Genomic DNA, 26,375 nt, shown 5'->3' with positions numbered 1-26,375 from the left:
TTGTTAACTGAGTTAATAGAAGAAATCAGGTAATACAATAGACCACCCTAAGAAATAATTAGGAGATACCGAATATGATCCGTGAAGCTGTAAGTTCTGATAGAGCTCAGATTCAGAGTCTCTATAAAATGTTGGTGCCAAATAGTAAGAAAATGAACGTGCTTGAGGAGCAAATTGAAAAACTTAGAAGTGACCCATACAGTTTTTTGCTTGTATATGAGGAAGAAGGCGCAATTGTGGGGACCCTAACCCTAAATATCTGCCTTCAGGCTTTGCATGGAACAAGGCCTTATGGAATAGTCGAAAACATCGTTGTTCACGAACAGCATCGGAATAAGAAAATCGGCCAGGAACTTTTACGCTATGTTGAAGAATGTTGTAAATCTATCGATTGCCATAAGATTATGCTGTTAAGCAACTCACAACGCCATAGTGCTCATCGTTTTTTTGAAAGGGAAGGGTATGACGGCTCAGTAAGTAAGGGGTTTAAAAAATATTTATAATGGAATATTTAGGTTGATGGTTTCTGAAAATAAAGATAGGGTGAGTTTTATTGTTAAATCGTGTGATTCAACGGTTTGGGTTACAGATACAATCATTAAACGAGGTAGAAGATTCCTATATTTAATTCCTCCACAAAAAAGCCCCTTTGAATCAAAAGGAATCAAAGGGGCTTACTTATAATCTAATTTCGTACCTTCTCCAAAGCTAGTTTAATCCCAAATCCAATTAGTATGGTGCCTGTGATGCCTTCGATGATGTATTGCGTTTTAGGCTTCTTCATAAAAGCACTTATATGATTGATTAAGGTTACATAAATCAGGAACCATAGGGCGGTAAGTAGAGTATACGTAATGCCCATTATTAAAAATGGGATCAAGGTACCGCTGCCTGGATGAACGAATTGAGGCAAAAGGGTCAGGAACAGGACAGCGATTTTTGGATTTAGGATATCCGTCAGGAATCCTTGTTTAAAACAGGATTTGTTGTCATACCGACTGTTAGTGTCCGCTTCAAGAATAGCTGAATCAGCATTTTTCCTTAAAGACCATAAAGACTTAACACCGAGGTAGATTAAGTAAACCGCACCGACGTATTTGAGAATCGAAAACAATATTGCCGATTTCATAATGAGTGCTGAAAGCCCCAAAATCGCCGCGGAAGTGTGGATGAGAAGGGCAACACAAGTACCGGCAGCCGTCTTAAGCCCACCGACTTTCCCCTCTGTAATCGTATTTTTAGTCACAACCGCAATATCTGGACCAGGTAAAACAATCAAAAACAAACTCATAATCAAAAACACAAAGAAATTATCCACGAAATCAACCCCGATCCAAATAAGATATGGCTAAAATTCTTACTCCGTATTATATAGGATTAGCGTATAAAGAGGAACCCAAAATCAGTATGCATAGCGAAATAATCGTTAAAAATACTCTGACAGCAGAAAACCCGTAACTCATGGGCCTAATAGAATTTCGCATCCTTTCTTAACCCCAACATCTAATCCTTAAAATGTGCTATTTTAGAATTTGATTATATTTACTTAGAGATTCTTCAATTTCTAACCCAGTTTCAAGTACAAAAAGGGGAAAAGCTAATGATTACAAGAGAAAAACTTGAAAATAATCAAGTTTGGCTATATGTTATTGTACTAATTATTGCATCTGGATTTGGATTATTGGCTCCTGATATTGGAGGACAATTAGATAGTACGATTTCTTTCGTCATCGCCATCCTCATGTACAGTATGTTTTCGCAGATTCCATTTGTATCTTTAAAGAAAGCATTTGGAAACCGCCGTTTCATAGGAGCTTTATTGACTGTTAACTATATTGCCGTACCGATTGTAGTTTGGCTTCTATCAAAGCTGCTGCCAAATCATCCACCGTTGTTGCTTGGGGTTTATTTAGTTTTATTGACCCCTTGCATTGACTATGTCATTGTTTTCACTTCACTGGGCCGCGGTAATGAAAAGCTGATCCTCATGTCAACACCGATCCTCTTTATCACGCAAATGCTTCTTTTGCCTCTGTATTTAGGGCTGTTTATGGGAGCGGATGTCGCAGGAATAGTGGAATCTGGTCCATTTCTTGAAGCGTTTTTCGGTCTCATCGTTATTCCTCTAGTAATTGCGATTGCCATACAGCTTCTTGCAAGAAAAGTACCTTTCGGCAGTAGAGTATTGGATTTATCTGCCTGGTTGCCTGTTCCGTTTATGGCACTTACTCTTTTTGTTGTCGTTGCGTCTCAAATTGGAAAGTTATCTGCTTACATTGACCTAATCATTAAAGTAGTTCCGATCTATGTGGCGTTTATGGTCATCATGCCGATTGTTTCCCGATTTATCGCTAAATGGTTTAAGCTCGATACAGGAGCAGGCCGTGCCCTTATCTTTAGTAGTTCAACACGTAATTCGCTTGTGGTTCTTCCTCTCGCCCTGGCGTTACCAGACGAGGTAAGTACACTGGTGGCGGCCGTAATCGTCACCCAGACGATTGTTGAGCTTGCGGGTGAATTAATTTATATACGAGTTGTTCCTAATTTAATTTTACGTAAAGAAACAATTTAATTTTTGGTTCTTCACCATAAGTGTTGGTTTGTTTTTTAATTTTTTTAATATGACGATTGGAGCGGAAGATGCAGCAACTAAAAGTTCATTTTCCAAGAATGGGTATCATTTTCATGCTTTTCTTCTTGGTTGTTCCTGCTGTATTAACAGGGACTAATGATCCGGCTTTGGAAAATAATAAGAATGGATTATATGATATTTTGGTAAAGAAAATACCGGATCTTAAAAAAAACGAAATTATATATGTTGTGGCTGATAAAAGTATGGCTAAACATGATATGACAGAACGACTACAAAAGGCTTTAAAACATGGAGCTGGTAAAGTTATTGTTTTGCCATATGGCAGCTCCTTTAAAATCAGTAGCTTAGTAATTCCCGACAATACCACTATTGTTGGGTATGGAGCAAAACTATACAACGATAAAAAACATCAAACCCTTTTGACGATTGGCAATGGGGTGAGGTTATACGGGATTGAGCTCCAGGGGGCGGGCAATGCAAAAGCAAATCCAAAGGGAGTCGGAATCTCGATTCGGGGGGCAGATGCAGCTAACTATGTCCAAAACATTATTATAGAGGATTCCTTTATTCATGATGTTGGTTTTTATGGAATTCTTGCTAAATTTGCAGATAATGTAAGGATTTCAAATACAATTATCCGTGATGTTGGTTTTGCAGGAGTAGGCGGATTGTCAGTCCACAATATGCATATTAACAAGAGCCATATAAAATCAATCAAACCAGGAAACAAAGGAAATGCATACGGAGTCTTTTATTCACGAAAGGGTGCTGAGAGCAACTTAAAGGCGTATCCAAGGAGTACAAATAGTTCGGTGACGAATAGCATCATTGAGGACATTCCGTTATGGGAGGCCCTTGACACTCATGGCGGGGAAAATATTACGTTTAACAATAATACGATCCGAAATACAAAGGTTGGCATTGCATTTGTAAACGCAACAGGAAAAGGTGGGAAGGAGCTATTTGGTTCCCAAAAATGTACGGCAAAAGGCAATCGAATTGAAGGAATCGGCAAGGGATATGGGATTGTTGTGGCTGGAACGCCATCTGATCATAGTAGCGGATGCACCATTGAAGGAAACCATTTAATACAGGCTGGCCAGCAGGGAAATAGTAGCTCTGGTGCAATCCAGGCTTCCTATACTAGAGGGTTGGTTATAAAAAATAATACATTGGTAAATTCCTACGCAAATGGCATCCACCTTTATACTCATAATCAGCAATTTTCAGTTACTGAAAACAGAGTGGAGGATGTACAGGATTCTTTGTATAGAACTCCTTCTGCGATTGCCTTTCGTTCTGGCCATAATTCCGGTACGATTGCCGGGAATAATCTTATCAAAAAAAACGGAAATTTAAATCGCTACGTATCTATACGTGGAATAAATATAACGACTAAAACAAATATGAACCTGGTCATAGGCAAGAATACGAATAACTATGTTCTTCCTATCGCAGGAGGAACAGGAAACCATGTAAAGTACAGTTCAAACTAAATCTTTTACCAGGGTCCAGTAATAAGCCAGTTTATATAGGGGTTTACCGTAAAACGGTAGCTCCCTTTTTTATTGTTATTTTAATTCCAGTATTCCTCTTTTTGTTCTTTCCTGATAAAACATAGAGGATAGTTGAATAAAATATCGAATACTTCTCAATAGGATTTATTTAAAGCCGGATTAAAAAGAGAGGTAGCAATGAATAGGCAAATTGAAATTACCGAGGCGATCAACTATATTAAAACGCACCTCTATGACCAGATTACCCTCGACAAATTGGCCAGCCATGTATCGTATAGCCCTTATCATTTTAGCAGGATTTTTAAAGAGGAAACGGGCCTGCCGCCTTTATATTTTGTTTCTTCAATGCGCTTGCAGCGGGCAAAGGAGTTATTGCTGAACACAAATATGAGTGTCCGGGATATTGGCCTGGAAATCGGGCAGCAAAGTTTAGGGACCTTTACGACCAGGTTTACGAACAGTGTCGGGGTAACGCCCGCCCATTTTCGGAATACCCAGGATGAAGCAGAAATCCTTCTGAACTCCCTTCAGCGGCTGGATGGAATAACAGACCCTCTACAAAGTGCCAATAATCCCTTATCCCTAAAAGGAACCGTTTTTACCGACGAGGAATTTGAAGGGGTCATCTTGGTCGGTCTATTCCCAAAGCCCATCCCGGAAGGCATGCCGCTTTATGGCACCCTTTTGTTTTCGCTTGGTGAATTTCAGTTTAAAAACGTAAAACCCGGGCTTTATTATTTGTTTGCAACCTCTGTTTCATGGGGAATGGACCCACGATCCTTCCTGATTCCCCACAGGACGTTAAGGTACAAGCCAACCGGTCCAATAATGGTTAACGGAAATAAACAAGTCCCATACCAGGATCTACACCTTCGAACCCCTCAACTAGACGATCCCCCAATTCTAATCTCGATTCCCAGATTAATGAACAACTTCCTTCAACGTGTAAAAGACAGCAATCGAAAAGAAATACGAACATACTGACGGTGTTAATATAGGTATATGGTTGATTCAACTCTAAATTGAAAGGTGGGTAGTGGTAAACGAAACCCCTTGTCCATTATTGAATGATGCAAGGGGACAGGAATGTTTTTACCTAGGAAACCCGAAACAGTGTTAAAAACATTTAATGAAAGAGGTTGGAAAAATGTTTAATGTAGTTGGCCAGATCATGCTGTATGTAAATGACCAGGATGGAGCGGTGAAATTCTGGACGGAAAAGGCTGGGTTTGTCGTAAAATCAGACGAAAATAACGGGCATATGAGATGGATTGAAATCGCTCCGGCGAATGATGTTCAAACAACCATTGTCCTCCACAACAAGGAACTTATTGCGAAAATGGAGCCTGAATTAAATCTTGGTACACCTTCATTAATGTTCTTTACTGATAATCTGGACAATTTATATGAAGGCTTATCATCGAAGAACGTGACCGTCGGGGAAATCGTAAATATGCCTTCAGGCAGGGTGTTCAACTTTGCGGATGATGAAGACAATTATTTCGCGGTAATGGAGAAAACCAAATAATACATGAAAAGAATGGAGAGATTGACAGTGGGTGTTCAATCAAATCAAATTTTCGTTAACCTGCCAGTAAAAGACTTAAACAAATCAATGGAGTTTTACAAGCAAATTGGCTATGATTTCAACCCTCAATTCACCGATGAAAAAGCAGCCTGCATGATAATCGGCGAAAATATCTATGCGATGTTACTCGTCCAGCCGTTCTTTCAATCGTTTACGAAAAGGGAGCTGCCAGATGCAAACGACACGACAGGAGTGATTATCTGCCTTTCCGCTGCAAGCAGGGAACAGGTGAACGAAACAGTGGATAAAGCCGTAGCTGCCGGCGGCAAAGAGGCAAGCGAACCAAATGACCAAGGTTTCATGTACTACAGAAGCTATCAAGACCTTGATGGACACTATTGGGAAATCCTGTATATGGACCCCAATGCCGTAAACGGTTAACAAGAATGAAGCAGGGGAGCATATGAAATCCTCTGCTTCACTTTTTTGTGAACTCGCTCTTCCGGATGGAAGGTGTTTGATGGTTAATTGTTCCGCAAAAAAACCACTCCTAAGAGTGGTTTTAGCGCTGTATTAAACTGTTGCTCGGTTAAACGATGCAACTTGCTGGATTAGCTGGTATTCCAGCTCTTCATTTTTCTTTTCAATCCGATTTCCGATCAAGAAGACATCAATTAACGCCCATATTCCCAAACCGCCAAATGTTAGTGTCATCCCAATTCCCATGCCGATGTCACCTGCATAATAACGATGGCCGCCAATACCTCCCAGGAAGAACCATAGGGCATACGCAATACCCTTTGATTTAGCTTTCTTATTCATTTCGGACTGGACCATTACCAACTGTTCTGATGATAAATCCCGTTTAAGCAAAAGATTGTTATTCATTTTTTCCCCCTGAGAGTTTTCTATATTAAAACATATGATTACAGGAATAATTATACAACATAGAAACTTGTAAATAAATATCAAATCTTGGAAAAATGATGGTTTAACGACAAAATAAGGCGCTCGGAATTTGCGGAAGCCAGTCGTTTTATGAAAAAAGAATCTCCAACACAATGCTGGAGATTGTTACTATTATTTATTAAACTTATTCGGAAACTGCTTCACAACTGCTGCAGAGATAGTATCCGCCATTAAATAAAATATGTGAGACCCCCGAGTCAATTGAAACGATTCTTGCGTTCCAATCCCTTGCCAAACTTGCCGATAAATCATTTCTTAAGTGAAGTAGGGTACAGATTTAATGATCCACTTCCCCGAGTAATCCATCAAATTAAACCGGCCCTTTATTAACCAACTGCCAGCCATGGCGAAACAGCAACTGCCGATACATTGGCTCAACCCCGCCATACTTCCGACCAGCTACTTCATTAGACCTTTAACCGTTAAAACAGAGGCTTTTCGGTCAATCTTTGTTTTTCATCTTGATTTGAGCGACACCTTTTCAGGATTATGGGGAATCTTTGTCGCTCAACTAGATTTGAGCGACACCTTTTCATGATTTCGGTAAATCTTTGTCTCTCAACTGGATTTGATCGACACCTTTTTATGATTTGGGCAAATCTTTGTCGCTCAACGGGATTTAGGCGACACCTTTTCAGGATTATGGGCAATCTTTGTCTCTCATCTGGATTTGAGCGACACCCTTTCGGGTTTTGGGCGAATCTTTGTCTCTCAACTGGACTTGAGCGACACCTCTTCAGGATTATGGGGAATCTTTGTTGCACAAAGGAACTTGTGCGACACCTTTTAAAGATTTCAGTAAATCTTTGTCCCTCATCCGGATTTTTCCTCGTTCAAATAGGGAACATCCAAGCCTTACGGCCAGGGCTCCGTTCAATTCCAAATAATAATTCCAAATAAAAAACCCCACTCCGACCAATCGGGCAAAGTAGGGTTTCCGATAAAAAATCTTCTCACAAACAGCGTAAGACCCGTAAAACCTACATCCCAGGCGCCTGCATATCATCAAGCTCAATCCCGCGCGAGTGCTTCGTCGGGTTCCAGCTTTTATTCTTAAACGTAATCAAGCTCCACACAAACAACGGAATGTAGCTCAGGTTAAACAGGAACATGCTAATAAAGCTCCGCACAAAACTCACCTTTTGCAACGAATCCTTCACAATCGTAAACGCCACATAGTAGAACTGAAACAAGAGCATCGTCACCCATACATACCAAGGCATAATTGGGGTGAACCAGTCCGCATCCATAAAGATGGACAAGTAAATAACAATACCCGTCATCGTATTCAGCACGATCTTCCCAGGGTTCAGCAAGTACAGCACCCCGTCGAACGCCTTAATATCCAACTTCGCAACACTTCTCCACAGCAGTTTCGGAGTGTATTTGAAGCACACATCCCAGTGGCCGCGCGCCCAACGCAAACGCTGCACACAAGAAGCGACAAAGCTTTGCGGCTTCTCATCAAACACCCTCGCGAAGTGGCACCAATGCGCTCTTACTCCTCGCAATAGGCACTGCATCGTAAACTCCAGATCTTCCGTCAAAGAACGCGCTGACCAGCCAACCTCATTGAAAAGCTTCGTTTCGACAACGAAACCAGTTCCGCCGATCGCATTACCAAGCCCAAGATGGCTCTTCGCCAGCTGCCAAGCCCTGTTCATGTAAAAATAACTAGCCGCATACGACAGGCTCACCCAGTTGTCATTCGGATTTTTTGAATCCAAGTAGCATTGGATCAAGCGGTGGCCCGCATGCAAATGATTGTTCATTTCCTTCAAGAAGTTCGGGGAAACAAGGTTATCCGCGTCAAAAAACGAAATCCCATCAAAATCCGTTACCAAACGGTCGCCATACGTGTCCATCGCATACTTAATCGCATACGGCTTGCCTTTTGGCTCACCAGGAAGATACGTATGCTCGAGCACATTCGCACCCAGCTCACGCGCAATCTTCGCCGTATTGTCATCACAATTATCCGCAATCACACAAATCTCATACAATTCTTTCGGATAATCCAGTGACTTCAAATTCTTCACAAGCTGCCCAATCACGCTCTCCTCATTATGTGCCGCAACCAGCAATAAAAAGCGCTTCTTTGGAGCGAACTCCTTCAGCTTCTTTGGTTTTTTAAACCCCCAAAAGCTGATTACTAGCCAGTACGTCCAGAAAAACAACAACACATACTGCAATGTGTCAATAATAACAGGAACCGCCATTTCCTTCATGAACCCCTCTCAACCGTATTCTTATCTATATCAACATCATCACGCCGTAAAAACGCCGCGCCCAATACCCGAAGCCCAAAACGCGCAACAGGCACCAACTTCCGCAATCGCGAAGGATTCGAAAGCATTCTGTACCCCCACTCAAGCCCAAGCCTCTGCACCCAAACAGGAGCACGCCGCTCTCTCCCCGCAATCACATCAAAACTTCCGCCAACACCCATCACCACACGCGCCCCCAACCGGCGCTTATACCGATGAATAAACAAATCCTGCCGCGGAAACCCCAGCCCAATCAACAACAGGTCCGGACCGAAATCACGAATCCGCTCGACAATTTCGTTTTCTTCATTTTTTGAAAAAAACCCATGGTGATAGGCGAACGAAACAAGCGGGAAGTCCTTCTTGAGCCTCGCAGCCGCATCGTTGATGGTAGATTCCCGCGAACCAAGCAGGAACACCCGAATCCCTCGATGCTCGTTCTTGTTTAGAATCGCCCCAATCAGATCATAGCCGGTGACTCGCCCAGGAATAGCGCCGCCGGCTAGCTTGCCGGCAAGCAGGATGCCCACTCCGTCCGGGGTTAAAAGATCCGCGCCTTCCGCAATCTCCTGCAGCTCCGGATCCCGGAGAATTTTCCCGGCGGTTTCGGCGTTTACCGTCATCACATGGAAGGGAGCCATGCCGGGGCCCGCCAGTTTTTCGGATAGTACTTCAGTTGTCTCCGAAAAATCCTTGTCGGAAATCTCCATAGAAAATATCCGCGTCATCAAGCGGACCCCCTTTTCAATCTATTTCGGTTTAGAAAATTCAAATGAATTAGGTCTTTCGGATTGTTAACAACAAATTAAATTATATTACGATATCATTACAAACACCATTGTGTTTATTACCAATCACGGTAATTCTTGTATAAATAGAACGTTTTCAAGAAGTTTGGAAGAAAATTTCAGTTAACAGACTGTAAATTTTGTTATATTTTAAAAACAATGAAATAGGAAAGAAGGCTCAATTGCCTGTACGGTATCAAGCTTTAAGGAAAAGTATGAAAGCGTCAGGTGCAGTTGAAACTACAACTAACCTGCGGGGTTTTCAGACCTTGGCATTCAGAGTGAATAGAACATTGAGTGGAGAGATGAAGTTGTCAAATAAGAAGTTGAAAATCATGACTGTTTTCGGGACAAGGCCGGAAGCGATCAAAATGGCGCCATTGGTAAAGGAATTGGAAAAAACAGCGGAAATTGAATCAATTGTTACGGTTACCGCCCAGCACCGGCAAATGCTCGACCAGGTGCTGGACATCTTTCAAATAACCCCCGACCATGACTTGAATATAATGAAGGAACGCCAAACACTTGCCGGCGTGACGGTAAGGGCGCTTGAGGGACTGGACAGCGTCTTCAAGGAAACGAAGCCGGACATGGTGCTCGTCCACGGCGATACATCCACGACCTTCGTCGCGAGCCTCGCCGCTTTTTACAACCAAATTCCAATTGGACACGTTGAAGCGGGCCTCCGTACGTGGGACAAGTATTCTCCGTATCCGGAGGAAATGAACAGGCAGCTGACCGGGGTAATGGCCGATTTGCATTTCTCGCCGACAAGCCAGTCCCGGCAAAACTTGACCGAGGAAAACAAGAAAACGGATGCCATTTTTGTCACCGGCAACACCGCGATTGACGCGCTGAAAACGACTGTAAAGGAAACGTACACCCATCCGGTCCTTGAGAAACTCGGCACTGACAGGCTTGTCCTTATGACCGCCCACCGCCGCGAAAACCTTGGCGACCCAATGGAAAACATGTTTCGCGCCATCAGCAGACTAGTCGCGGAGCACAGCGATATTCAGGTTGTCTACCCCGTCCATATGAATCCGGTCGTCCGCGAAACCGCGAACAGGATCCTCGGGGACAACCCGCGCATCCATTTAATCGAGCCGCTCGATGTGATTGATTTCCACAACTTCGCGGCCCGTGCGTACCTCATCCTGACAGATTCCGGCGGCGTACAGGAGGAGGCGCCGTCATTGGGCGTGCCCGTCCTCGTCCTGCGTGACACGACCGAGCGGCCGGAAGGAGTAAAGGCGGGCACGTTGAAGCTTGCCGGCACGGATGAACTGACCATTTACCGGATGGCGAATGAATTGTTATCCGACAAATCCGCCCACGAGCAAATGGCCAAAGCGTCTAACCCATACGGCGACGGACAAGCCTCCGCCCGGATAGTCGAATCAATCCTTTATTATTTTGGTCTCAGAAACCAAAGGCCGGAAGACTTTCAAGTGGAAACTAGAGCTCAGCACGTTCAGAAATAGGGAAGATGTAGAGGCCGATTTAAGGGTTCAGCGCCAATAGGAGGTTTCTAAAGATCGGTTACTTGGTTCATGAGGGATGAATCTTTCAATAGGAATTGATCAAAAGACTCATTACTGGATTCATCCTTCATCAACCGCGAAAAAAACCAACCAATACCCGTCAACTCCGCAACAGCGGGGCGCGGGTCATAAAATCCAAACCCGGTTCATAAATCCACAATATGGTTCAAAAAACAGCCATACCGGTTCATAAATCCAGAATCCGGTTCGAAAAACCGCCAAACCGGTTCATTAAAACTAGCACATGCTACCGCCAATCACTTAAAATAGAGAGAAAACACAACTTGGGAGAACACTACACAATGAAGAAACTACTGATCATACTAGTATCCCTCTCTGTGCTTGGCGGCGGCGCTTACTGGATGGTTTCGCAACCGAATAAAGCCCAAGACATTCTGGATCACGCACCGAAGCCTGCGGTCGCGAAACCGACGAAAGAGAAGCCGTATGTGGAGGAGTTCACCGGCGGGGATTTTTATGTCCTTTGGAAAAATGAGCAGAAAAGCCGGACGCTTAACCCGGACAACGTAGCTGCTATTACGACTACAGCTACAACCGCCACTTACACCAATAATTGGAACGGCTTTCAGCTGAGCTTCCCAAAAGACTGGGAAATCGACATTCGCCAGGCGTCCAATTACACAAGGCTCTTCACAAAGGATTTCCGGATTGACCTGACCGTGCAGAATGTCGATAAAGCGTGGACCTCGCCAGTTGGCTATATCACATCGACAATCGAAACGCTAAAGCCGAACATCACCGCCGACAAACGGTGGAATCAACAAGGCTTCGCAGCACGGCAAATCGATTACGTGAGGCCGGCCATCACAGGCATCGACCGTGACATGAACCAGTACAGCTACCTATTCTTAATAAGAGGGAACCGCGTGTTCTCCTTCCAGTTAAAAACGGACGAGCAGCATTTCGAATCGATGAAGGCCGCGCTCATCCAAATGGCATCAACCTTAAAAATTGTTTCTCCCATCCAGATGGACCTGAACACGGCGATCAAAGCGAACCCGCCCAACCCGGAAGTCCGGCTAAAGCATAAATTAGATTCGCTTATCATCCCGAAAAACCATCTCGTAATGGGGGCTTACCTGCCGAACTCGAGGGACATCGACGCCCTGAACGAATACCTTGAAAACCCGCTCGGCGCGCAAATGTTTTATAAGCCGATCGACAACGGCTATGACGTATACACGAAAGAGCTGCTGGACAACGACCGGCTCCCAATCGTCACGCTTTTATATGAAAAAGCCAATTCAACCACCAACGCCGATGTCATCGAAAACATCATCAACGGAACCTATGATCAAAGTCTGCTCACCTGGGCGGAATCGGTCAAAAGTTTAAATGGCCCGGTCCTGTTCAGGCTTGGCAACGAAATGAATGGTGATTGGTCCGAGTGGTCCCATAAGAATACTTACAACGATCCAGACCTGTACAAGCTTACTTTCAGGCATATCGTCGAACTGTTTAAAAAGAACGGAACGGACAATGCCTACTTCGTCTGGAACCCGAACCATGTGTCATCCCCGTACTTCGAATGGAACGAAGCGCACATGTACTACCCGGGCGATAAATACGTCGATTTCGTCGGCATGACATCATACAACTTCGGCAAAACCCAGTGGAATAATTACCAAAGCATCCCTACGCTATACGAAGACCTATACTGGGAATACTCCCGCTCCTATTATGAAAAACCATTAATGATAGGGGAGTTCGCAGCAGTCGAGACAGGAGGCAACAAAGCCGAATGGATCACATCTGCATTCGATGAAATCCCACGCTCTTATCCAAATATAAAAATCGCCGTCTGGTTCGACCAGGCCCACGGCCAATTCGATTTTCGCATCCGCACCTCACCCGCAAGCGCCGAAGCGTTTAAAAACGGGATGGCTAAGCCGGCGGTTGTGAAGGGGTTGAATTATCTGGATAAGCCAAAGTCTACAGAACGATGAAGATGTATAAATGTGAATATTACTTTAGTAAGTTCTAAAGATGGGAAAAGGAATACCAAATCTGAATGAAAAAAGCGGGATTCGACAACTAAATAGGACAAGCTTTTCTTTATATTCCTTTATACTATCGAGAAAATGTAAGGTCGGTGGTCATAAATGGAGAACCCTTCTTTCGCAAAAGGATGTTTTTTTGGAATTTTATTCTCCATACCACTATGGTTAATAGTCATTTTAGTCTTTAAATGTATTTTGTAATTGTGTAGTTGAATGAAAGAGGAGCAGGCGGATCAAAACTCCGCCTGCTCCTTTTTGATTATGAACACCATTTACTTCCCCGTAAAATACTTAATCAAATACTCTCCCCAAAGTTTATGCCCTTCCGCGTTCGGCTGGCTTGTTTGCAGGTTAAGATACGATTTAATTTCCTCGCTGTTTGGGTCGGGCCATTTTTCCCAATGATTACGATAGACAAGGCCTTTTTCTTCTGCGTAGTTTTCCAACTCCTGAACCTGTGTGAGATAGTACTTCGGCTTAAAGAGCGGATTCGCTGGCTGCAGGATGAATACCGCGTCAGGCAATTCAGCCTTTACCTCTTCGATGATCGCTGTTATGTTCCTTAGCGATTCTTCCATCGGGATTTTTATAGTAAAATATCAAAATTAATAGCGATTTCAATGATTTTAGTTTGTATATTAGTTGTTATGTTTAAAGATGTGTTTGTACTGTTTTTGCGACCAGAATACCGTGGAGCATCATCAATTATTGCATATTTAACTTTAATGCCTGTACTATACACAATGTCTGAAACAACTGTTCAGGGAGTTAACTTTGTTTTGAAATCCCATCTTCATATTGTTATTTCAAGTGTTTCGTGAGGTATTACTGTTTTGTAATGTTTAATATTTATTCCACGTTTTGGAACGATAGGGGCAGCAGTGGCTGTGGGTTTGTCCTATGTTGTATTTTATTTATTGCGCACTTATTTTGGGCTAAAACATTTTTACTTTAATAATAAAATGTGTGAAACACTCATTAATGTTAATATTCCTAGTTTGTTGGATAAGTCTTGTTGTTTTTATTGGTAGATCTACTAGCAGTTGTATGTAAACCTGCTTATTGAATTTTTTCGATGGTGGCACCCAAGAATTCTTGCACATTCGTTAAGCCGCCTGATACATTTTTAAACCAATGCACCTAAAGGCAATCCCCACATGCACCATGGGAACGGTTCGGATGGCTTATAGATGCCAGAAGAACCGTCTCAGTGGCGTTTAAAAGACAGGTGCTCATTTACACCTGTCTTAAATGTTTAGTCTATTTGAGAGTTAATTTCTAATTGAGCCTTGAGGTCGTTTTGGATGGATTTTCTGATTTCGTTAGGAACAGTGTAATAATAAATTTTATTGATTTTTGTGCCAGTACCTTTTAGCTCCAATTGCTGAACGTTCTTCCCAGCTTCTTTGTAATTCTTCTGAATTTCCACCATTTCATCGAAAGTCAAATTGGTTCGGACATTTTTTCCTAGTGCGGCAAATATATCTCCAAAGCTGGTTATGCTCTGGAAGGAAGCCCCTCTACTGATAACCGCCTGGATTATATCCCGTTGCCTGTTTTGCCGGCCAAAATCTCCTCGTGGGTCTTCGTACCTCATCCTCGAATACTTTAATGCCGACTCCCCATTTAGGTTGATTTCCCCTTTGGGAAAGGTGTCTCCACCGGAAGTGAACTCAAATTTATTATTTACCTTCACTCCACCAACCGCATCAACAATATCCTTGAACCCTTCCATATTAATTTGTACATAATAATCAATTGGGATATCAAGGAATTGTTCTACAGTATTCATGGCCATTTCAATCCCGCCGAAGGCATAGGCGTGATTGATTTTGTCCTCTTTCCCGCGGCCAACAATTTCAGTGCGTGTATCCCTTGGGATGCTAAGCATTTTTACTGATTTTTTATTGGAGTTAACTGTCAGAACGATCATAGAGTCAGAACGTCCTCGGTCACCTTTCCGTTCATCCACTCCAAGCATAAGGATTGAAAATGGCTGTTGCTTTTTTAAAGTTACCTTTTCATCCCGCCTTTCGGATTTCTCGCGTTCCAGCGGTTGATGCATCGTATCAACGGCACTTGTCAGTGATCTATACACAGTGAAGGCATAAGTGCCTACTGCTAAAAACAAAATGAATAGACTAATAAAAACAATTTTAATCCAACTTCTCTTTTTCTTTTTTTCTGCTCCCATTTTACCCTCCGATGTATATACGCTTCCTCTCAGAATAGCAAAAAATTGGGGTTTTATCTATGAGAATTTCAATTAATTTACAAGGTTCGGCAATTATTAGCAAAGTGAGGGTTAGGGTTTGGCAATTACCGGATTGATAGTTAATTAATTTTTTGGCGAGAAAAAATTAAAGACCTTTATGGTAACGAGTCCCTAGGGATTGACATTATTTGTTGAGATTTTCCACAGAGCTATGATGTTAGTGACCCCTAGGAAGAGTGGGATACGGTATACACCGTGATAGAAGCGAAGAGGGAACTGAATCAATCTTTGTTGTGACTTTGCATTACTTGTCAGAAAAAGACGAATTTATTCCCTTTAATAACCAATATCGCAGTAGTAAAATTGGACTAAGAATCTGATAAGGGCAAACCTATTGAAAAATGGGGATGCAAAGCCTCAGGTCTAAGGTATTTTTAATATGACGGCTGGACTACCGGATAAATTCAATGGAGGAGTGTGTTCTACATGTTTAAGTCCATTGTTTGTTTCCTGCGCAGAAACCATAAATATTCCTACTACACCAGTGAATGTCTGAGATGTGGAAAAAAACGATACAATTAATAAACATAAAAAAGAATAATGGGCTGCCATTATTCTTTTTTTGTCCAATCGCGTTTTAACGTCATTTAACAGCAGCATTGTGGCATAAGTGTCTGATTAAAGATTTCCCCACAACGCGTTTCTTTTCGTAAGCTTGCCCACCCTAAAACAAACTTTACAACGAAAACTTCAAAAAGTGAGGGGTTGCTAATTTGGGAAGCCCTCCCCATTATGTGATAGTGACAATTTAGCAAACTCATAATCAATGATCTCTATTATCCCTAGTTTGCGTACCGATTTATCAATTTGCGAAGATACAATTAATAAAGAAATAGGGTGAAGGAGTTGCTTAAGAAGGAGCGGCATGGCGGATGTCGGTCAATCTGGATAACTCCCGCAGGCTGATTTCGTGTGAGGCCAACAGTTCTTTAATTTTCACCTCTACTTTTAGCCCCATTGTTCTCCCTACATTCCCGCAAACTGGATTATCATATCAAAATTTCCGAAGTGGTTCGCTTATACGTACCGTTTGTTAATAAAGTTGTTTTCGAGCCTGGTACGGCTCGAATTCTACGTTGTACGGATGGGGGTTACAGTGTTCCAGGCTGAAAACGGACATGGCGGGAGACAAGACAACTAGGATATAGAGCAGCCCTAAAGGTTTTTCTTTTGCTAGGAGGGGGTTGCTTTAGATCCCTGGGTTCAACCTTAATGGTTTTACTGGGTGAACGGATTTAATGGCCTAAAGTCCAGTGGGGTGATTACGGGAAGATGGACAGCAAGTGTTGTGTTTTTACACTTGTCTTAAACATAAATTTTGCTTAAGGCAGCTGTGGAGGGGTAAATTAGTATTGAGGTGAAAAGAGATGAATGTTTCGATAAATAAGGATGCAAAACAGCAGCTTGTCCAGGTTTTTGGTGCGGAGCCGATCATTCGGATTAATCAAGTTCGCACAACCGGTTGAGGTGCTACCTATGTGTACGAACTTGCTCAGGTTGAGCATATAAACGATGAAGAGGTATTTAAAGTCGATGACATTACGATCGCCATTGACCGGCAGGTAGTAAGCGATCTGGATGGGGATATCGTCATCGACCATAAGAATAATTATGGGTTTATTCTTAAAAATAATTTTGAAATCTTAACCTTTGGAATGAAAGTTGCAACGATAAATCAGTGACGGTGCCAATCAATCCTCTAGCAGGACAGCTACATTAACCAAGCAATTAATTTGAAACTTTCAAATTTTAAGTCTACCATTTAAGTAAGGGTTGAAGGCGCCTGCACCCCACTTACTTAGATTAGGGAGACGATAGGATGGGACAACTAGAAGGAAAACGGATTATTGTAACAGGTGGGGCTCAAGGAATTGGCCTGGCAGTTGTGAAAGGTTACGTCGAGGCAGGTGCAAAAGTTGCAGCTCTTGATCTTCAATTTTCTGATGCAGGAGAAGTAGTAGATGAAATTTACCGCCATCATGTAGATGTTGCCAATAACGAATCTGTCGTAACTGCATTCGAAAAAGCAGTTGGTCATCTTGGTGGCTTGGATGTTTTAGTCAATGTAGCTGGCGTTGAACGCGGTGGACCGTCTCATGAAATTCCAGACGATGTTTGGGACCTTGTATTTAATGTCAATGCAAAAGGAACCCGCAACACAAACTCTGCGGCTTTTACTTACCTCAAAGAAAAAGGTGGGGCTATCATTAACTTTGGTTCTCGTTCCGGAGTTGTTGGAGTTCCTGAACAAGCAGCTTATTCAGCTAGTAAAGCTGCCGTACACACTTGGACACGCGCAGTTGCTCAAGAATGGGCAAAATACAATATCACAGTAAATGCAATTGCTCCAGCAATGTGGACAGATATGTATGATGATTATAGAAACCGTCTAAGTGAAGATGAACTTGCTGCCCATGATGCAGTAATGGCACAACAAATCCCAATTGGCGGAAAACTTGGTAATCCAAGTGTTGATCTTGTACCACTACTCGTCTTCTTGGCTAGTGATGGATCACACTTCATTAGTGGGCAGTCATTCCCTGTGGATGGCGGCTGGCTACACATGCGTTAATTAATATATTTATCGAAAGAGTATCTCCCTTTTTCAGGAGATACTCTTTTTATTATTCTTTAAACAGCAGAACCGTTCCTAAGGTACGATGGGGGACAAAGTTTTAGACAATTTTTTTGAGGGATTTGCTAGGCGGGTCAAGGGTTATGTGAATGGAGAGGTGCTAGGTTCGACGGGATTTCTTTGGTTTAGACAAATTATTCATAATATTCAGTATTGACGTTAAAATTTTCCCAGTGTTACGATGAGTGTGAAATTTAGTATGTCAACAGGCGCAATTTGACATATCAACTTATTGTACATTGTGGAGGTGTTTGTATGAGTGAAGTGAAGTTTCTCGTAGAAGTAGAAAGGTTGGCAGGTGCGCTTCAACAGAGCAGCAGGTCGATCATGGAGGCGGCGAAGAAAGCGGCAGAGACGATACAGAGAGGCAATTGGGTGCAGATGTTTGGAAGCGGGCATTCGGTGCTTCCGATTATGGATTGTTTTCCTCGGTACGGCGGTTTTGTGGGATTTTATCCAATCATGGACCCGCGGGTCATGTGGACTACCGTTAGCGGACCGGGTGGAGCAGAGGAAGTATTGTGGCTTGAGCGGCAGGAAGGGTATATGAGAGATGTATTCCTAAAGCATCATCAGTGGAAGAAGGATGATATCCTGATCGTTATTTCCCATGGCGGCCAAAATGCTGCTCCAGTGGAGGTTGCATTGGCAGCGAAGGAGGCAGGGCTCTATGTCATCGCCATTACATCCGAGGAAAACCATCTTTATAAACCGGTGACTCATTCCAGTGGCAAGAAAATTGGCGATATTGCCGATTTAATTATCTTTAACGGGGTTTCACCTGAGGACGCGGTTGTTGATGTGCCTGGTGTAGCGGGGAAAGTAGGTGGACTGTCCACGCTATCCGCTATCGCGATTATCCAGTCCATTGTTTCCGAAACAGCTCTTGAGCTTTCCCGCCTTGGATACAAAGTGAAACCTTTTGCTTCCCCTAATGTGGAAGGCATCAGCAAGACCCACAATGACGAGGTGTACGACGAATTCCGTACCCGGCTGAAGGAAACTGTTAAGAGCTAATCGGTTTATGTTAAGCAGAGAATAATCAAACTGGCGGGGGAGATGAGTGATGAAGGCAATCCGCAAGGGGAGTGATCCGCTTTACAAGCAAATTGCAGAGTTTATCCGGCAGAAAGTAGACGATGGGGAGTGGGGAGTCGGGTTTCAAATTCCCCCCGAAAAAAAGCTGTGCGAGCAGTTTAATGTGAGCAGGATTACAGTTGTTAAGGCGCTTGAGCGGCTTGTGGAGGAAGGAATCCTTTACCGGGAGCAGGGCAAGGGAACATTCGTTACGCTTCCTGACTTTTTGACAGAAGCAAAAGAATTATTGAGTTTTTCCGAAGAGATGAAGCGGAAGGGGAAAACCCCGGGAACCATGGTTTTGTCAAAAGGAACTGTGCTTCCGTCAAAGCATATCCAGCAGAGGCTGAAGCTTGAAAAAGATGAACGGGTGCTGGCCATCAAACGGCTTATGTTTGCTGATGATGTACCTATCGGGCTGCAAACGAGCTACCTTCCTGTCCGGCTTTTCCCGGATTTAATCGGCCTGATTACCGATCATGTTTCCCTGTATTCTGTATTACGGGAACGATATGGAACGGTCATCTCGCAGGCGATTGAGACTTATCGGGCCGTCCAGCTTGATGAGGAGGAGAAGGAACTGCTTGAAGTCGAGCTTACTGAGACGGGTTTCAGTGTAGAGCGTCTGTCATTTGTCGGGGACGATCCGGTTGAATTCGTAAAGTCCATCATGCGAGCAGACCAGACATATTATTCTGTAAAGTTGATTCGCAAAGGCTGTTAATATTTTTGGGGGGAATGTGTAATGAAAAAGTCGATTTCGTTTTTCCTCGCTCTACTTCTGGTTTTTTCGATGGCAGCTTGCAATTCAGGAAGTAAATCCAATACTGCTTCCGGCAAAGATAAAAAAGTAAAAATTTCTTATCTTACTCATTGGGCTGCCCCGCAAGTGGAAGAACTGAAAGCTGCCATTAAGAAATACAATGAAACAAATAAGAATGTGGAAATTGAAGTCAGGGCTGTCCCCTTCGGCAATCTTTTGACAACGCTTACAACACAGTCTTCCGGCTCCGGTGCTCCGACGATAACTAGTATATATGAGCTTTGGCTGTCCCAGCTTGTTAAAGATGGAATTACTGCCCCGGCTCCCGGGGAATACGCAAATGACATTCAAGCCAATTATCCAGGTGGCCTTGTCCAGGCAATCACAAACGACGGCAAAGTATACGGATATCCGAATGAAGTCAACCTTTACGCCTTGAATTATAATGAAAGGCTTTTTAATGAAGCGGGGCTTTCAGGCCCTCCAAAGAATTGGGAAGAGCTGCTTGATTACTCAAAAAAGCTGACAAAGAAAGGCAAGTCGGGAAAAGTGGAGCAGCAAGGATTTGGGATTATTACAAGCTGGAACAGTGGGGTTGTCCATCCTTGGCTGTCGCTGCTTTATTCAAACGGCGGGCAATTGCTTGACGACAGGCATCAGCCAGTACTTGATTCCAAAGAAGCGAAGGAAGTGACAGACCTCTACAAGCAGCTAATTGATGAAGGAATCACTGACCCTTCTATGGGGATTGCCAATGCCAGCACAACCGGTCCATACCTGGATAATTTTGCAAATGAAAAGACAGCGATGATCATCATGGCGAACTGGTGGCAAAGTGCGCTTGCAGATAGTATGGGCGATAAATTCAAAAACATCAAGACTGCAGCCGTACCTGTTGGTCCGAGCGGTGATGGCTCGCATAGTGTTTCGTATTCCTGGCTGACAACCGTGAATGCGAAAGCAAATCCAAAACAGCAGGAAGAAGCTTGGAAGTTCCTGCAATGGCTGAACGGGGAAGAAAGCGGCACAGATGGATCGTCTGCCATGGGGGACATCCTGATGGGGATGGGCATCATTCCAAGCCGGAATTCCGATGTGAACTCTCATCAGGATGAGCTGAATACACCGTTCTTAAAGTCTTATGTGGAGGAATTGAAGAATGCGAAATCGTTCCCGATTGTCCTTGGCGGTAATGAGCTGACTACCACACTCCAACAGCAGCTTGAAGCTATGGAGTTTGGAAATGCGTCACCAAAAAAGGCGCTTGATGGTGCTCAACAGGCCATTTCCGACCTGATGTCACAGCATTATAAAGAATAACTAAAGAGGAAGAACTGTACGGCTAGGTACAGTTCTTCCCTTTAAAAAGGGGGCTTTTTTGCAATGAATAAACCTGGCCGCTTTGTGACTTTCGGTTTCCTTGCTCCCGGGGTAGGCCTTTTATCGATTTTTATCATTTTTCCCATTCTTCTTACGGCCTGGGTCAGCCTGAATCATTGGTCGATGTTCACGCCTCCAACCGAGATGCAATTTGTCGGGGCTGAAAATTATGCGAAGGTGATTGCCCAGCCTACTTTTAAAAAAGCGATTTCTAACACCTTTCTTTATTCGGCGCTGAACCTTGTGATTATGATACCGCTTGCCGTGCTGATCGCTCTCCTGTTGTATCACTTCCGTGCAAAAGGGAATACAGTGGCGAGGACGCTGCTGTTTTTGCCATATATCATTCCGCCTGTCGCGGTTGCGATTGTGTGGGGTTATCTGTATTCGCCGATGTATGGCCCTTTCAACGAAATTCTTGCTTTTTTCCATATTCCTGCACAAAAGTGGCTCGGTTCACTTGAACAGGCTATGCTGTCCTTGATTATACTGAACGTCTGGCAGACACTTGGCTATTATGTAGTCATTGTCATTGCAGGTCTGACCGAGATACCACAGGACTATTATGAAGCTGCTTCCATTGACGGAGCGAATTCGTTCCAGAAATTGACGAGGCTGACACTTCCTTTATTAAAGAGGTCTTTGGCGTTCGTCATTATTATCATGACCATTAATACCCTTCAGGTGTTTGACCCAATCTATGTCCTTACCCAGGGCGGACCTGCCAATAGTACAAATGTAGTCTCCTACCATATGTACGATACAGCCTTTAACTTTGGAAATGCCGGCCAGGCGAGTGCGATGGCCTTCATTTTATACATAGTGGTCCTATTTTTTACCGTCTTGCAGCTCCGCCTGTTCAAAACGGATTATTAATACGAGGTGAAGATATGGGGAGACATGGATATTTAGGGCGTTTTTCTATGTATGTAATCCTTTTGTTGATTTCGGTCATCATGGTGTTCCCGTTTTATTGGATGGCGGTTTCAAGCTTGAAAACACCGGCTGAACTCGCCGCACTTCCTCCTGTCTGGTGGCCGTCGAGTCCATCGGTTGAATCGTATAAGGATATCTTTGAAGTGATTCCGTTCGGGCGGTCCATTTTGAATTCACTCGTGGTCACGACAGCCGCAACAATCAGCATCCTGCTTACCAGTATCATGGCAGGGTATGTTTTTGCGAAATACAGCTTTCGGGGGAAAAATGTATTGTTTGTCATTGTGCTTTCAACGATGATGGTGCCCCAGTTTGTGCTGATTGTGCCGCTTTACCACATGATGAACGGCCTTGGCCTTGTTAACACCTTCTTTGGTCTGATTTTGCCGAACATGGCGAATGCATTTGGCATTTTCCTGATGAAGCAGTTCATTGAGGGCATTCCGGACGATTTGATTGAAGCAGCCCGGCTGGACGGGGCTAGCGAATTTAAGATTCTTTGGACGGTGATTGTGCCGCTGTTAAAACCGGCAGCATCCGCATTGATCTTATTCGCGTTTGTCTATCAATGGAACAATTTCCTGTGGCCGCTCACCATCGTCCAGTCTCCGGAGATGAATACGGTGGTGCTTGCATTGAACAGCCTCAGGTCTTATACGACGAGTGTTGAATACACAAATGTCGTGATGGCAGGAGCAACCATAGGAATTTTGCCAAGCGTGCTTTTATTTATTTGGCTTCAAAAGTTTTTCATAGAAGGAATTGCTATGACGGGGATTAAGGGGTAACAAGGGAATGCAGGTGGCCATGGGGACGGTTCCGATGGCTCTTGAGAGTCGTTTCTGTGTTGCCTTTTAAGGGATGGTGCCGTTTTACGTTATGTGATGAGAGGATTGAAGAATGGACCATGAGTACCATTTGGGTTTAGGGTAGAGGGGTGGGAAGCTTGTATTTTGGAATCGATGTTGGGGGCACGAAAATCCAGTTTGCTGCGGAAAGCGGTGATGGAGTGGCTATCCTTGATAAGGTGCCGACCCCAAAAACGTATGCTGAATTCCTCAATGTGGTCGAGGAACAGTTCAGGCTGGCCGCGGTGGGCAAGGGAAAAATAGGCTGCATCGGAATGGGGATTCCGGGAACCTATACGGATGAAACAGTTATCTGGTCTCCGAATGTTCCTTTTTTGGAAGGAAAAGATATTCCCGGAGATCTTAGGGAAAGGCTTGGTGTCGGGGTTTTCTTGGGCAATGATGCTCAATTGGCGCTGGCCGGGGAAGCCTGGCGGGGCGCAGCCAGAGGCAGACAGCAAGCCATATTGATGGCCATTGGAACAGGGATCGGAGGGGCGGTCATGGCCGGCGGGAGAATTCTTAGGGGCAGGCGCGGCGCTGCCGGTGCCTTCGGTTGGCTAAACCTTGATATTTCCGTACCCGGGGACAGAAATCATGGGTATCTGGAGAATCATGCAGCTGGAAGGGCAATTGAAAGGATGGGTTCAAGACTTACACCTCCCCTGTCACCGGAAGGCATTGTCGAATCGGCAAAAAAAGGTAATCGGGAATGCATGGATATCCTGAAGCAAGTGGGAAGATTGCTTGGAGCTGGACTTGCTTCCATCGCAAGTGTTCTCGATACAGAAGTAATTGTCCTAGGAGGCGGAATCAGTGATGAACTTCCGCTTTTTAGTGAAGCATTAACTGAGAGTTTCCGGGAATTCTCCGCCCCTGGAGTTGAAGAGGTCCTCATTCTAAAAGGACAACTCGGAAACCTGGCAGGCGCGTACGGCGCCCTAAAACTTGCTGCGCAAAAAGGAAACTTGTGGTTGTGAGAGGGTGGGGCCAAGGGGACGGTTCTGTTGGCTTTTCATTGCCAGAAGAACCGTCCCGGTGGCTTCAACTATAAGCACGGCACTTTTAGACCAGAAGAACCCTCCCTCTGGAACTTTTTTTTCAATATATGATACATTATAGATTAGCACAAGGGATGGGAGTTTTTTTAAATGACAGAACAGAACAATGCTTTGCCGCCAAAAACGTGTGAGATTGAGCGTCTTATCACAATGGAAGATGACATCAATAAAGTGTTGAAAGGCAAGAAAACGGCTACGCGCCGTAACGGCCGTTATGCAGATGTTGGCGAAATCATGGAGTTAAAAGGAAAGAAATTCGTCGTGGACAGTGTATATTCCCAATCACTGGGAGAATTGACAGATGCAGATGCCGAGCGCGAAGGCTTTGAAAATGTAGAAGCATACAAGCAGTCGATCCTATCTTATCATCCGGGAATGCCTTGGCTTCCGCAAATGCGCGTCTGGGTGCATGAATTCAGTCCTGTTGAAGAATAAGAAATGGATTTATTGTACCGAACCATTATTTATCTTCACGTCGCAAGCGCGATTGCGTCAATAGGGCCTTTCTTCATTTTGATGCCCATTGTGAAAAAGTTGCCTGATGCTGTGGAGAAAGAGTTGGAGGCCTATTTGGCTTTGGTGAAGTCAGTCGTGCGGCTGTCTAAGCACGCCGGCCATGTACTGGTTGGAACAGGAGTGCTGCTCGTCATCCTCGGCCCCTGGACATGGAAAACGCCGTGGATTGTTGGAACGCTGGCACTGGTGTTCGCCTCCCTCTTTTTCCTGGCACGGGCATTCTCGCCAACACTTCGGGAGTTTGCCCAAGAAGGTGCAAATAAACTAGCACTTACCGCAAAACTGAAGCGCACCATCTGGACCTACATCATTTTATTGATGGCGATGCTCTGGTTCATGGTCGTGAAGCCGAATTTGTGGTGAACGGAAAGCTTGTTAAATCTTGTTTTACGACATACTAAAAGTGACAGGCAGCATTTGCCTGTCACTCTTCGCTATATTTTCTCCCCAACGATTTTCTCTAGTAGAGGACTTAATTCTCCAATCGCACCCACTATCTCGTCAATAATGTCCCGGAAGGTTTCGGTTTTACCGAGGTTGATTTTCAGGATGGAGTTGCTGCCATTCCTTAGCCTGTACTTTGTTTTCCGGTCCAACTGGTTGATGAGTTCATGGAAGGCCCTTGCTCTTTCTTTCCGCAGGTTCTCGTAATCCTTATAGCCAGCCACGCGTTCATAGTCTTTCTTTGGCTTATAGGGATGCGGCTCATAATGGACAGAGAAGTCGGTTCCAGTATTGCCAGCAAGCAGGTTGATGGCGAGTTCGAAATGAAGGTTCATTGACTGGGCCATTAGCACTTTACCATTAAACCGCTCCTGCCTCCATTCCTTTTTGCTAAAAAGAAAAACTGCGGCATTCCGACCGAATCCCCCAGCTTCTCCAAATGTCATTTCCATTCCTGCCGGCAGCTCTGCCTGTTGCAGCATATGTATCCAGATGAGCTTCCGTTGCAGCACATCCAATTCTCTTGTTGTTTCAGCAATGGAGTCGCTAAGCGCGGCATTTTGCAAGGGATTATAGAATTCTTTTAACAAAGCTGAATAATCACTCATGATTTTTACGGCGTCTGTGTCCTGGATGATGCTGCCCCAATCTACTCCGACAAACTTCTTATAGTCCAGTTTCTTAAAGTCTGGGTTCGTGGCCGGTGTAAAGGGATCGAGCGTCAAAAAGTAAAAATGGATAGGGACAGTTTCCGGCTTTTTAAAAGCGGAACGGAGTCTCATTTTCCCCTCTTCTGAAGCATATCGGTTAGTCTGATCAGTGCCTTCCAGCGCGCCAAGCTTATTTTCAATTACAAGGATATACTCATCACTCTCAATGATCAGGTCAGGTGTACCAATCCCTTTTCCAAGGCCGATCCTCGTATACGCTTTAATTTTAGAGTACCTCTGCTCCTGGCCGCAAAGCGTTCCAGTGAACCACTCGGCGAAACCCGGATCCTCATTTATCATGTAGGCTATCATGTCCGTGATAACATCTTCCCTGTAAAAACTATTTAATAATCTGATTATATTCATCTAGTAATCCTTTCAGTTGTGGTTGTTGGAAATGACCTTTATTCATTTTACCATGAGAATATTTAAAACGAGTCCCTCTAATGAAAGTTCTAAGAACCTAGGATTGCTTTTATCCCTAACAAGTCTTAAAACTGGAT

The 26,375-nt window shown here is 43.9% G+C and carries 26 protein-coding genes, 1 pseudogene and 1 riboswitch; of the genes and pseudogenes, 19 read left to right on the top strand and 8 right to left on the bottom strand.

The genetic code is table 11. The annotated features are described in order from the left end of the window. Positions 1-74: 74 nt before the first annotated feature. Entirely contained in the window at positions 75-503 is a 429-nt protein-coding gene (locus V1499_RS18675; RefSeq protein ID WP_409271553.1) for a GNAT family N-acetyltransferase, read from the top strand. A gap of 182 nt (positions 504-685) precedes the next feature. Here the strand turns inward: V1499_RS18675 and V1499_RS18670 are convergent, their stop codons facing one another. After that, on the bottom strand, positions 686-1,318 hold the full coding sequence (locus V1499_RS18670) for a LysE family translocator (protein WP_409271551.1): 633 nt from the start codon (positions 1,316-1,318) through the stop codon (positions 686-688). A gap of 282 nt (positions 1,319-1,600) precedes the next feature. Between V1499_RS18670 and V1499_RS18665 the strand changes: the two genes are divergently transcribed. The 5 genes from V1499_RS18665 to V1499_RS18645 all read left to right on the top strand — a co-directional run bounded on the left by V1499_RS18665 (position 1,601) and on the right by V1499_RS18645 (position 6,079). Then, a complete protein-coding gene (locus tag V1499_RS18665) occupies positions 1,601-2,572 on the top strand; it encodes an arsenic resistance protein (protein WP_409271550.1) in 972 nt (323 codons plus the stop codon). 68 nt (positions 2,573-2,640) lie between these two features. Then, complete coding sequence (locus tag V1499_RS18660; protein ID WP_409271549.1) at positions 2,641-4,089, top strand: right-handed parallel beta-helix repeat-containing protein; 1,449 nt, start codon at positions 2,641-2,643, stop codon at positions 4,087-4,089. 198 nt (positions 4,090-4,287) lie between these two features. After that, positions 4,288-5,094 (top strand): helix-turn-helix transcriptional regulator, encoded by an 807-nt coding sequence (locus V1499_RS18655; protein ID WP_409271548.1) that lies wholly within the window; start codon positions 4,288-4,290, stop codon positions 5,092-5,094. Between the two features lie 163 nt (positions 5,095-5,257). Further along, entirely contained in the window at positions 5,258-5,638 is a 381-nt protein-coding gene (locus V1499_RS18650; protein WP_409271546.1) for a VOC family protein, read from the top strand. Positions 5,639-5,665: 27 nt separating this feature from the next. Then, positions 5,666-6,079, top strand: a complete 414-nt coding sequence (locus V1499_RS18645) for a VOC family protein (RefSeq protein ID WP_409271544.1) — start codon at positions 5,666-5,668, stop codon at positions 6,077-6,079. Positions 6,080-6,211: 132 nt separating this feature from the next. Here V1499_RS18645 and V1499_RS18640 read toward each other — a convergent pair whose 3' ends face one another. The 3 genes from V1499_RS18640 to V1499_RS18630 all read right to left on the bottom strand — a co-directional run bounded on the left by V1499_RS18640 (position 6,212) and on the right by V1499_RS18630 (position 9,602). After that, entirely contained in the window at positions 6,212-6,526 is a 315-nt protein-coding gene (locus V1499_RS18640) for a TM2 domain-containing protein (RefSeq protein WP_409271543.1), read from the bottom strand. 1,061 nt (positions 6,527-7,587) lie between these two features. Next, the gene (locus tag V1499_RS18635) at positions 7,588-8,835 is read right to left on the bottom strand and encodes a glycosyltransferase family 2 protein (protein ID WP_409271541.1); all 1,248 of its coding nucleotides are present in this window, start codon (positions 8,833-8,835) and stop codon (positions 7,588-7,590) included. Next, positions 8,832-9,602, bottom strand: a complete 771-nt coding sequence (locus V1499_RS18630; RefSeq protein ID WP_409271539.1) for a WecB/TagA/CpsF family glycosyltransferase — start codon at positions 9,600-9,602, stop codon at positions 8,832-8,834. Before V1499_RS18630 ends, V1499_RS18635 begins: the two co-directional genes overlap by 4 nt. Positions 9,603-9,967: 365 nt before the next feature. Between V1499_RS18630 and wecB the strand changes: the two genes are divergently transcribed. Together wecB and V1499_RS18620 are read left to right on the top strand one after the other, a co-directional pair. Continuing rightward, a complete protein-coding gene (gene wecB / locus V1499_RS18625; protein WP_409271537.1) occupies positions 9,968-11,146 on the top strand; it encodes a non-hydrolyzing UDP-N-acetylglucosamine 2-epimerase in 1,179 nt (392 codons plus the stop codon). Between the two features lie 362 nt (positions 11,147-11,508). Then, positions 11,509-13,173 carry a glycosyl hydrolase gene (locus V1499_RS18620; RefSeq protein ID WP_409271535.1) on the top strand — a complete coding sequence of 555 codons (1,665 nt, stop codon included), beginning with the start codon at positions 11,509-11,511 and terminating at the stop codon, positions 13,171-13,173. 326 nt (positions 13,174-13,499) lie between these two features. On the opposite strand, the gene V1499_RS18615 is transcribed toward V1499_RS18620, so the two are convergent. Next, positions 13,500-13,805 (bottom strand): hypothetical protein, encoded by a 306-nt coding sequence (locus V1499_RS18615; RefSeq protein ID WP_409271533.1) that lies wholly within the window; start codon positions 13,803-13,805, stop codon positions 13,500-13,502. A gap of 267 nt (positions 13,806-14,072) precedes the next feature. On the opposite strand from V1499_RS18615, the gene V1499_RS18610 reads away from it, so the two are divergent. Next, positions 14,073-14,258 carry a hypothetical protein gene (locus V1499_RS18610; RefSeq protein ID WP_409276337.1) on the top strand — a complete coding sequence of 62 codons (186 nt, stop codon included), beginning with the start codon at positions 14,073-14,075 and terminating at the stop codon, positions 14,256-14,258. 224 nt (positions 14,259-14,482) lie between these two features. Here the strand turns inward: V1499_RS18610 and V1499_RS18605 are convergent, their stop codons facing one another. Both V1499_RS18605 and V1499_RS18600 read right to left on the bottom strand, forming a co-directional pair. Further along, entirely contained in the window at positions 14,483-15,421 is a 939-nt protein-coding gene (locus V1499_RS18605; protein WP_409271532.1) for a LytR family transcriptional regulator, read from the bottom strand. Positions 15,422-15,816: 395 nt separating this feature from the next. After that, positions 15,817-15,901: riboswitch (cyclic di-GMP riboswitch) on the top strand. A gap of 454 nt (positions 15,902-16,355) precedes the next feature. Next, positions 16,356-16,460 (bottom strand): annotated as a pseudogene (locus V1499_RS18600) (XRE family transcriptional regulator); the annotation flags it as partial. A gap of 520 nt (positions 16,461-16,980) precedes the next feature. Between V1499_RS18600 and V1499_RS18595 the strand changes: the two are divergent. The 10 genes from V1499_RS18595 (at position 16,981) to V1499_RS18550 (ending at position 25,081) form a co-directional block, all read left to right on the top strand. Further along, positions 16,981-17,184, top strand: coding sequence for a hypothetical protein (locus tag V1499_RS18595; protein WP_409271530.1), 204 nt, complete (start codon positions 16,981-16,983; stop codon positions 17,182-17,184). A gap of 137 nt (positions 17,185-17,321) precedes the next feature. Further along, entirely contained in the window at positions 17,322-18,074 is a 753-nt protein-coding gene (locus tag V1499_RS18590) for an SDR family NAD(P)-dependent oxidoreductase (protein WP_409271528.1), read from the top strand. A 318-nt stretch (positions 18,075-18,392) separates the two neighbouring features. Then, the gene (locus V1499_RS18585; protein WP_409271527.1) at positions 18,393-19,154 is read left to right on the top strand and encodes a sugar isomerase domain-containing protein; all 762 of its coding nucleotides are present in this window, start codon (positions 18,393-18,395) and stop codon (positions 19,152-19,154) included. Positions 19,155-19,203: 49 nt separating this feature from the next. After that, on the top strand, positions 19,204-19,938 hold the full coding sequence (locus V1499_RS18580; protein WP_409276336.1) for a GntR family transcriptional regulator: 735 nt from the start codon (positions 19,204-19,206) through the stop codon (positions 19,936-19,938). A gap of 21 nt (positions 19,939-19,959) precedes the next feature. Continuing rightward, complete coding sequence (locus tag V1499_RS18575) at positions 19,960-21,297, top strand: ABC transporter substrate-binding protein (RefSeq protein WP_409271525.1); 1,338 nt, start codon at positions 19,960-19,962, stop codon at positions 21,295-21,297. Positions 21,298-21,360: 63 nt separating this feature from the next. Further along, on the top strand, positions 21,361-22,233 hold the full coding sequence (locus V1499_RS18570) for a carbohydrate ABC transporter permease (RefSeq protein ID WP_409271523.1): 873 nt from the start codon (positions 21,361-21,363) through the stop codon (positions 22,231-22,233). Between the two features lie 47 nt (positions 22,234-22,280). After that, the gene (locus tag V1499_RS18565; protein WP_409271521.1) at positions 22,281-23,081 is read left to right on the top strand and encodes a carbohydrate ABC transporter permease; all 801 of its coding nucleotides are present in this window, start codon (positions 22,281-22,283) and stop codon (positions 23,079-23,081) included. A gap of 158 nt (positions 23,082-23,239) precedes the next feature. Next, a complete protein-coding gene (locus tag V1499_RS18560; RefSeq protein ID WP_409271519.1) occupies positions 23,240-24,121 on the top strand; it encodes an ROK family protein in 882 nt (293 codons plus the stop codon). A gap of 171 nt (positions 24,122-24,292) precedes the next feature. Then, positions 24,293-24,637, top strand: coding sequence for an ASCH domain-containing protein (locus tag V1499_RS18555; RefSeq protein WP_409271517.1), 345 nt, complete (start codon positions 24,293-24,295; stop codon positions 24,635-24,637). A gap of 3 nt (positions 24,638-24,640) precedes the next feature. Then, positions 24,641-25,081 carry a hypothetical protein gene (locus V1499_RS18550; RefSeq protein ID WP_409271515.1) on the top strand — a complete coding sequence of 147 codons (441 nt, stop codon included), beginning with the start codon at positions 24,641-24,643 and terminating at the stop codon, positions 25,079-25,081. A gap of 71 nt (positions 25,082-25,152) precedes the next feature. On the opposite strand, the gene V1499_RS18545 is transcribed toward V1499_RS18550, so the two are convergent. After that, a complete protein-coding gene (locus tag V1499_RS18545; protein ID WP_409271513.1) occupies positions 25,153-26,238 on the bottom strand; it encodes a PD-(D/E)XK nuclease family protein in 1,086 nt (361 codons plus the stop codon). Positions 26,239-26,375: the final 137 nt, after the last annotated feature.

Source organism: Neobacillus oceani (assembly GCF_046237595.1).
Classification (GTDB): Bacteria; Bacillota; Bacilli; order Bacillales; family Cytobacillaceae; genus Bacillus_D; species Bacillus_D oceani.
This window is presented reverse-complemented; position numbering and strand designations above follow the sequence as displayed.

What these genes read in the sequence shown, in the direction of transcription:
- V1499_RS18675 (WP_409271553.1), top strand. Translation starts at nt 75, where the DNA reads ATGATCCGTGAAGCTGTAAGTTCTGATAGAGCTCAGATTCAGAGTCTC.
- V1499_RS18665 (WP_409271550.1), top strand. Translation starts at nt 1,601, where the DNA reads ATGATTACAAGAGAAAAACTTGAAAATAATCAAGTTTGGCTATATGTT.
- V1499_RS18660 (WP_409271549.1), top strand. Translation starts at nt 2,641, where the DNA reads ATGCAGCAACTAAAAGTTCATTTTCCAAGAATGGGTATCATTTTCATG.
- V1499_RS18655 (WP_409271548.1), top strand. Translation starts at nt 4,288, where the DNA reads ATGAATAGGCAAATTGAAATTACCGAGGCGATCAACTATATTAAAACG.
- V1499_RS18650 (WP_409271546.1), top strand. Translation starts at nt 5,258, where the DNA reads ATGTTTAATGTAGTTGGCCAGATCATGCTGTATGTAAATGACCAGGAT.
- V1499_RS18640 (WP_409271543.1), bottom strand. Translation starts at nt 6,526, where the DNA reads ATGAATAACAATCTTTTGCTTAAACGGGATTTATCATCAGAACAGTTG.
- V1499_RS18635 (WP_409271541.1), bottom strand. Translation starts at nt 8,835, where the DNA reads ATGAAGGAAATGGCGGTTCCTGTTATTATTGACACATTGCAGTATGTG.
- V1499_RS18630 (WP_409271539.1), bottom strand. Translation starts at nt 9,602, where the DNA reads ATGACGCGGATATTTTCTATGGAGATTTCCGACAAGGATTTTTCGGAG.
- wecB (WP_409271537.1), top strand. Translation starts at nt 9,968, where the DNA reads ATGAAGTTGTCAAATAAGAAGTTGAAAATCATGACTGTTTTCGGGACA.
- V1499_RS18620 (WP_409271535.1), top strand. Translation starts at nt 11,509, where the DNA reads ATGAAGAAACTACTGATCATACTAGTATCCCTCTCTGTGCTTGGCGGC.
- V1499_RS18615 (WP_409271533.1), bottom strand. Translation starts at nt 13,805, where the DNA reads ATGGAAGAATCGCTAAGGAACATAACAGCGATCATCGAAGAGGTAAAG.
- V1499_RS18605 (WP_409271532.1), bottom strand. Translation starts at nt 15,421, where the DNA reads ATGGGAGCAGAAAAAAAGAAAAAGAGAAGTTGGATTAAAATTGTTTTT.
- V1499_RS18590 (WP_409271528.1), top strand. Translation starts at nt 17,322, where the DNA reads ATGGGACAACTAGAAGGAAAACGGATTATTGTAACAGGTGGGGCTCAA.
- V1499_RS18585 (WP_409271527.1), top strand. Translation starts at nt 18,393, where the DNA reads ATGAGTGAAGTGAAGTTTCTCGTAGAAGTAGAAAGGTTGGCAGGTGCG.
- V1499_RS18580 (WP_409276336.1), top strand. Translation starts at nt 19,204, where the DNA reads ATGAAGGCAATCCGCAAGGGGAGTGATCCGCTTTACAAGCAAATTGCA.
- V1499_RS18575 (WP_409271525.1), top strand. Translation starts at nt 19,960, where the DNA reads ATGAAAAAGTCGATTTCGTTTTTCCTCGCTCTACTTCTGGTTTTTTCG.
- V1499_RS18570 (WP_409271523.1), top strand. Translation starts at nt 21,361, where the DNA reads ATGAATAAACCTGGCCGCTTTGTGACTTTCGGTTTCCTTGCTCCCGGG.
- V1499_RS18565 (WP_409271521.1), top strand. Translation starts at nt 22,281, where the DNA reads ATGTATGTAATCCTTTTGTTGATTTCGGTCATCATGGTGTTCCCGTTT.
- V1499_RS18555 (WP_409271517.1), top strand. Translation starts at nt 24,293, where the DNA reads ATGACAGAACAGAACAATGCTTTGCCGCCAAAAACGTGTGAGATTGAG.
- V1499_RS18550 (WP_409271515.1), top strand. Translation starts at nt 24,641, where the DNA reads ATGGATTTATTGTACCGAACCATTATTTATCTTCACGTCGCAAGCGCG.
- V1499_RS18545 (WP_409271513.1), bottom strand. Translation starts at nt 26,238, where the DNA reads ATGAATATAATCAGATTATTAAATAGTTTTTACAGGGAAGATGTTATC.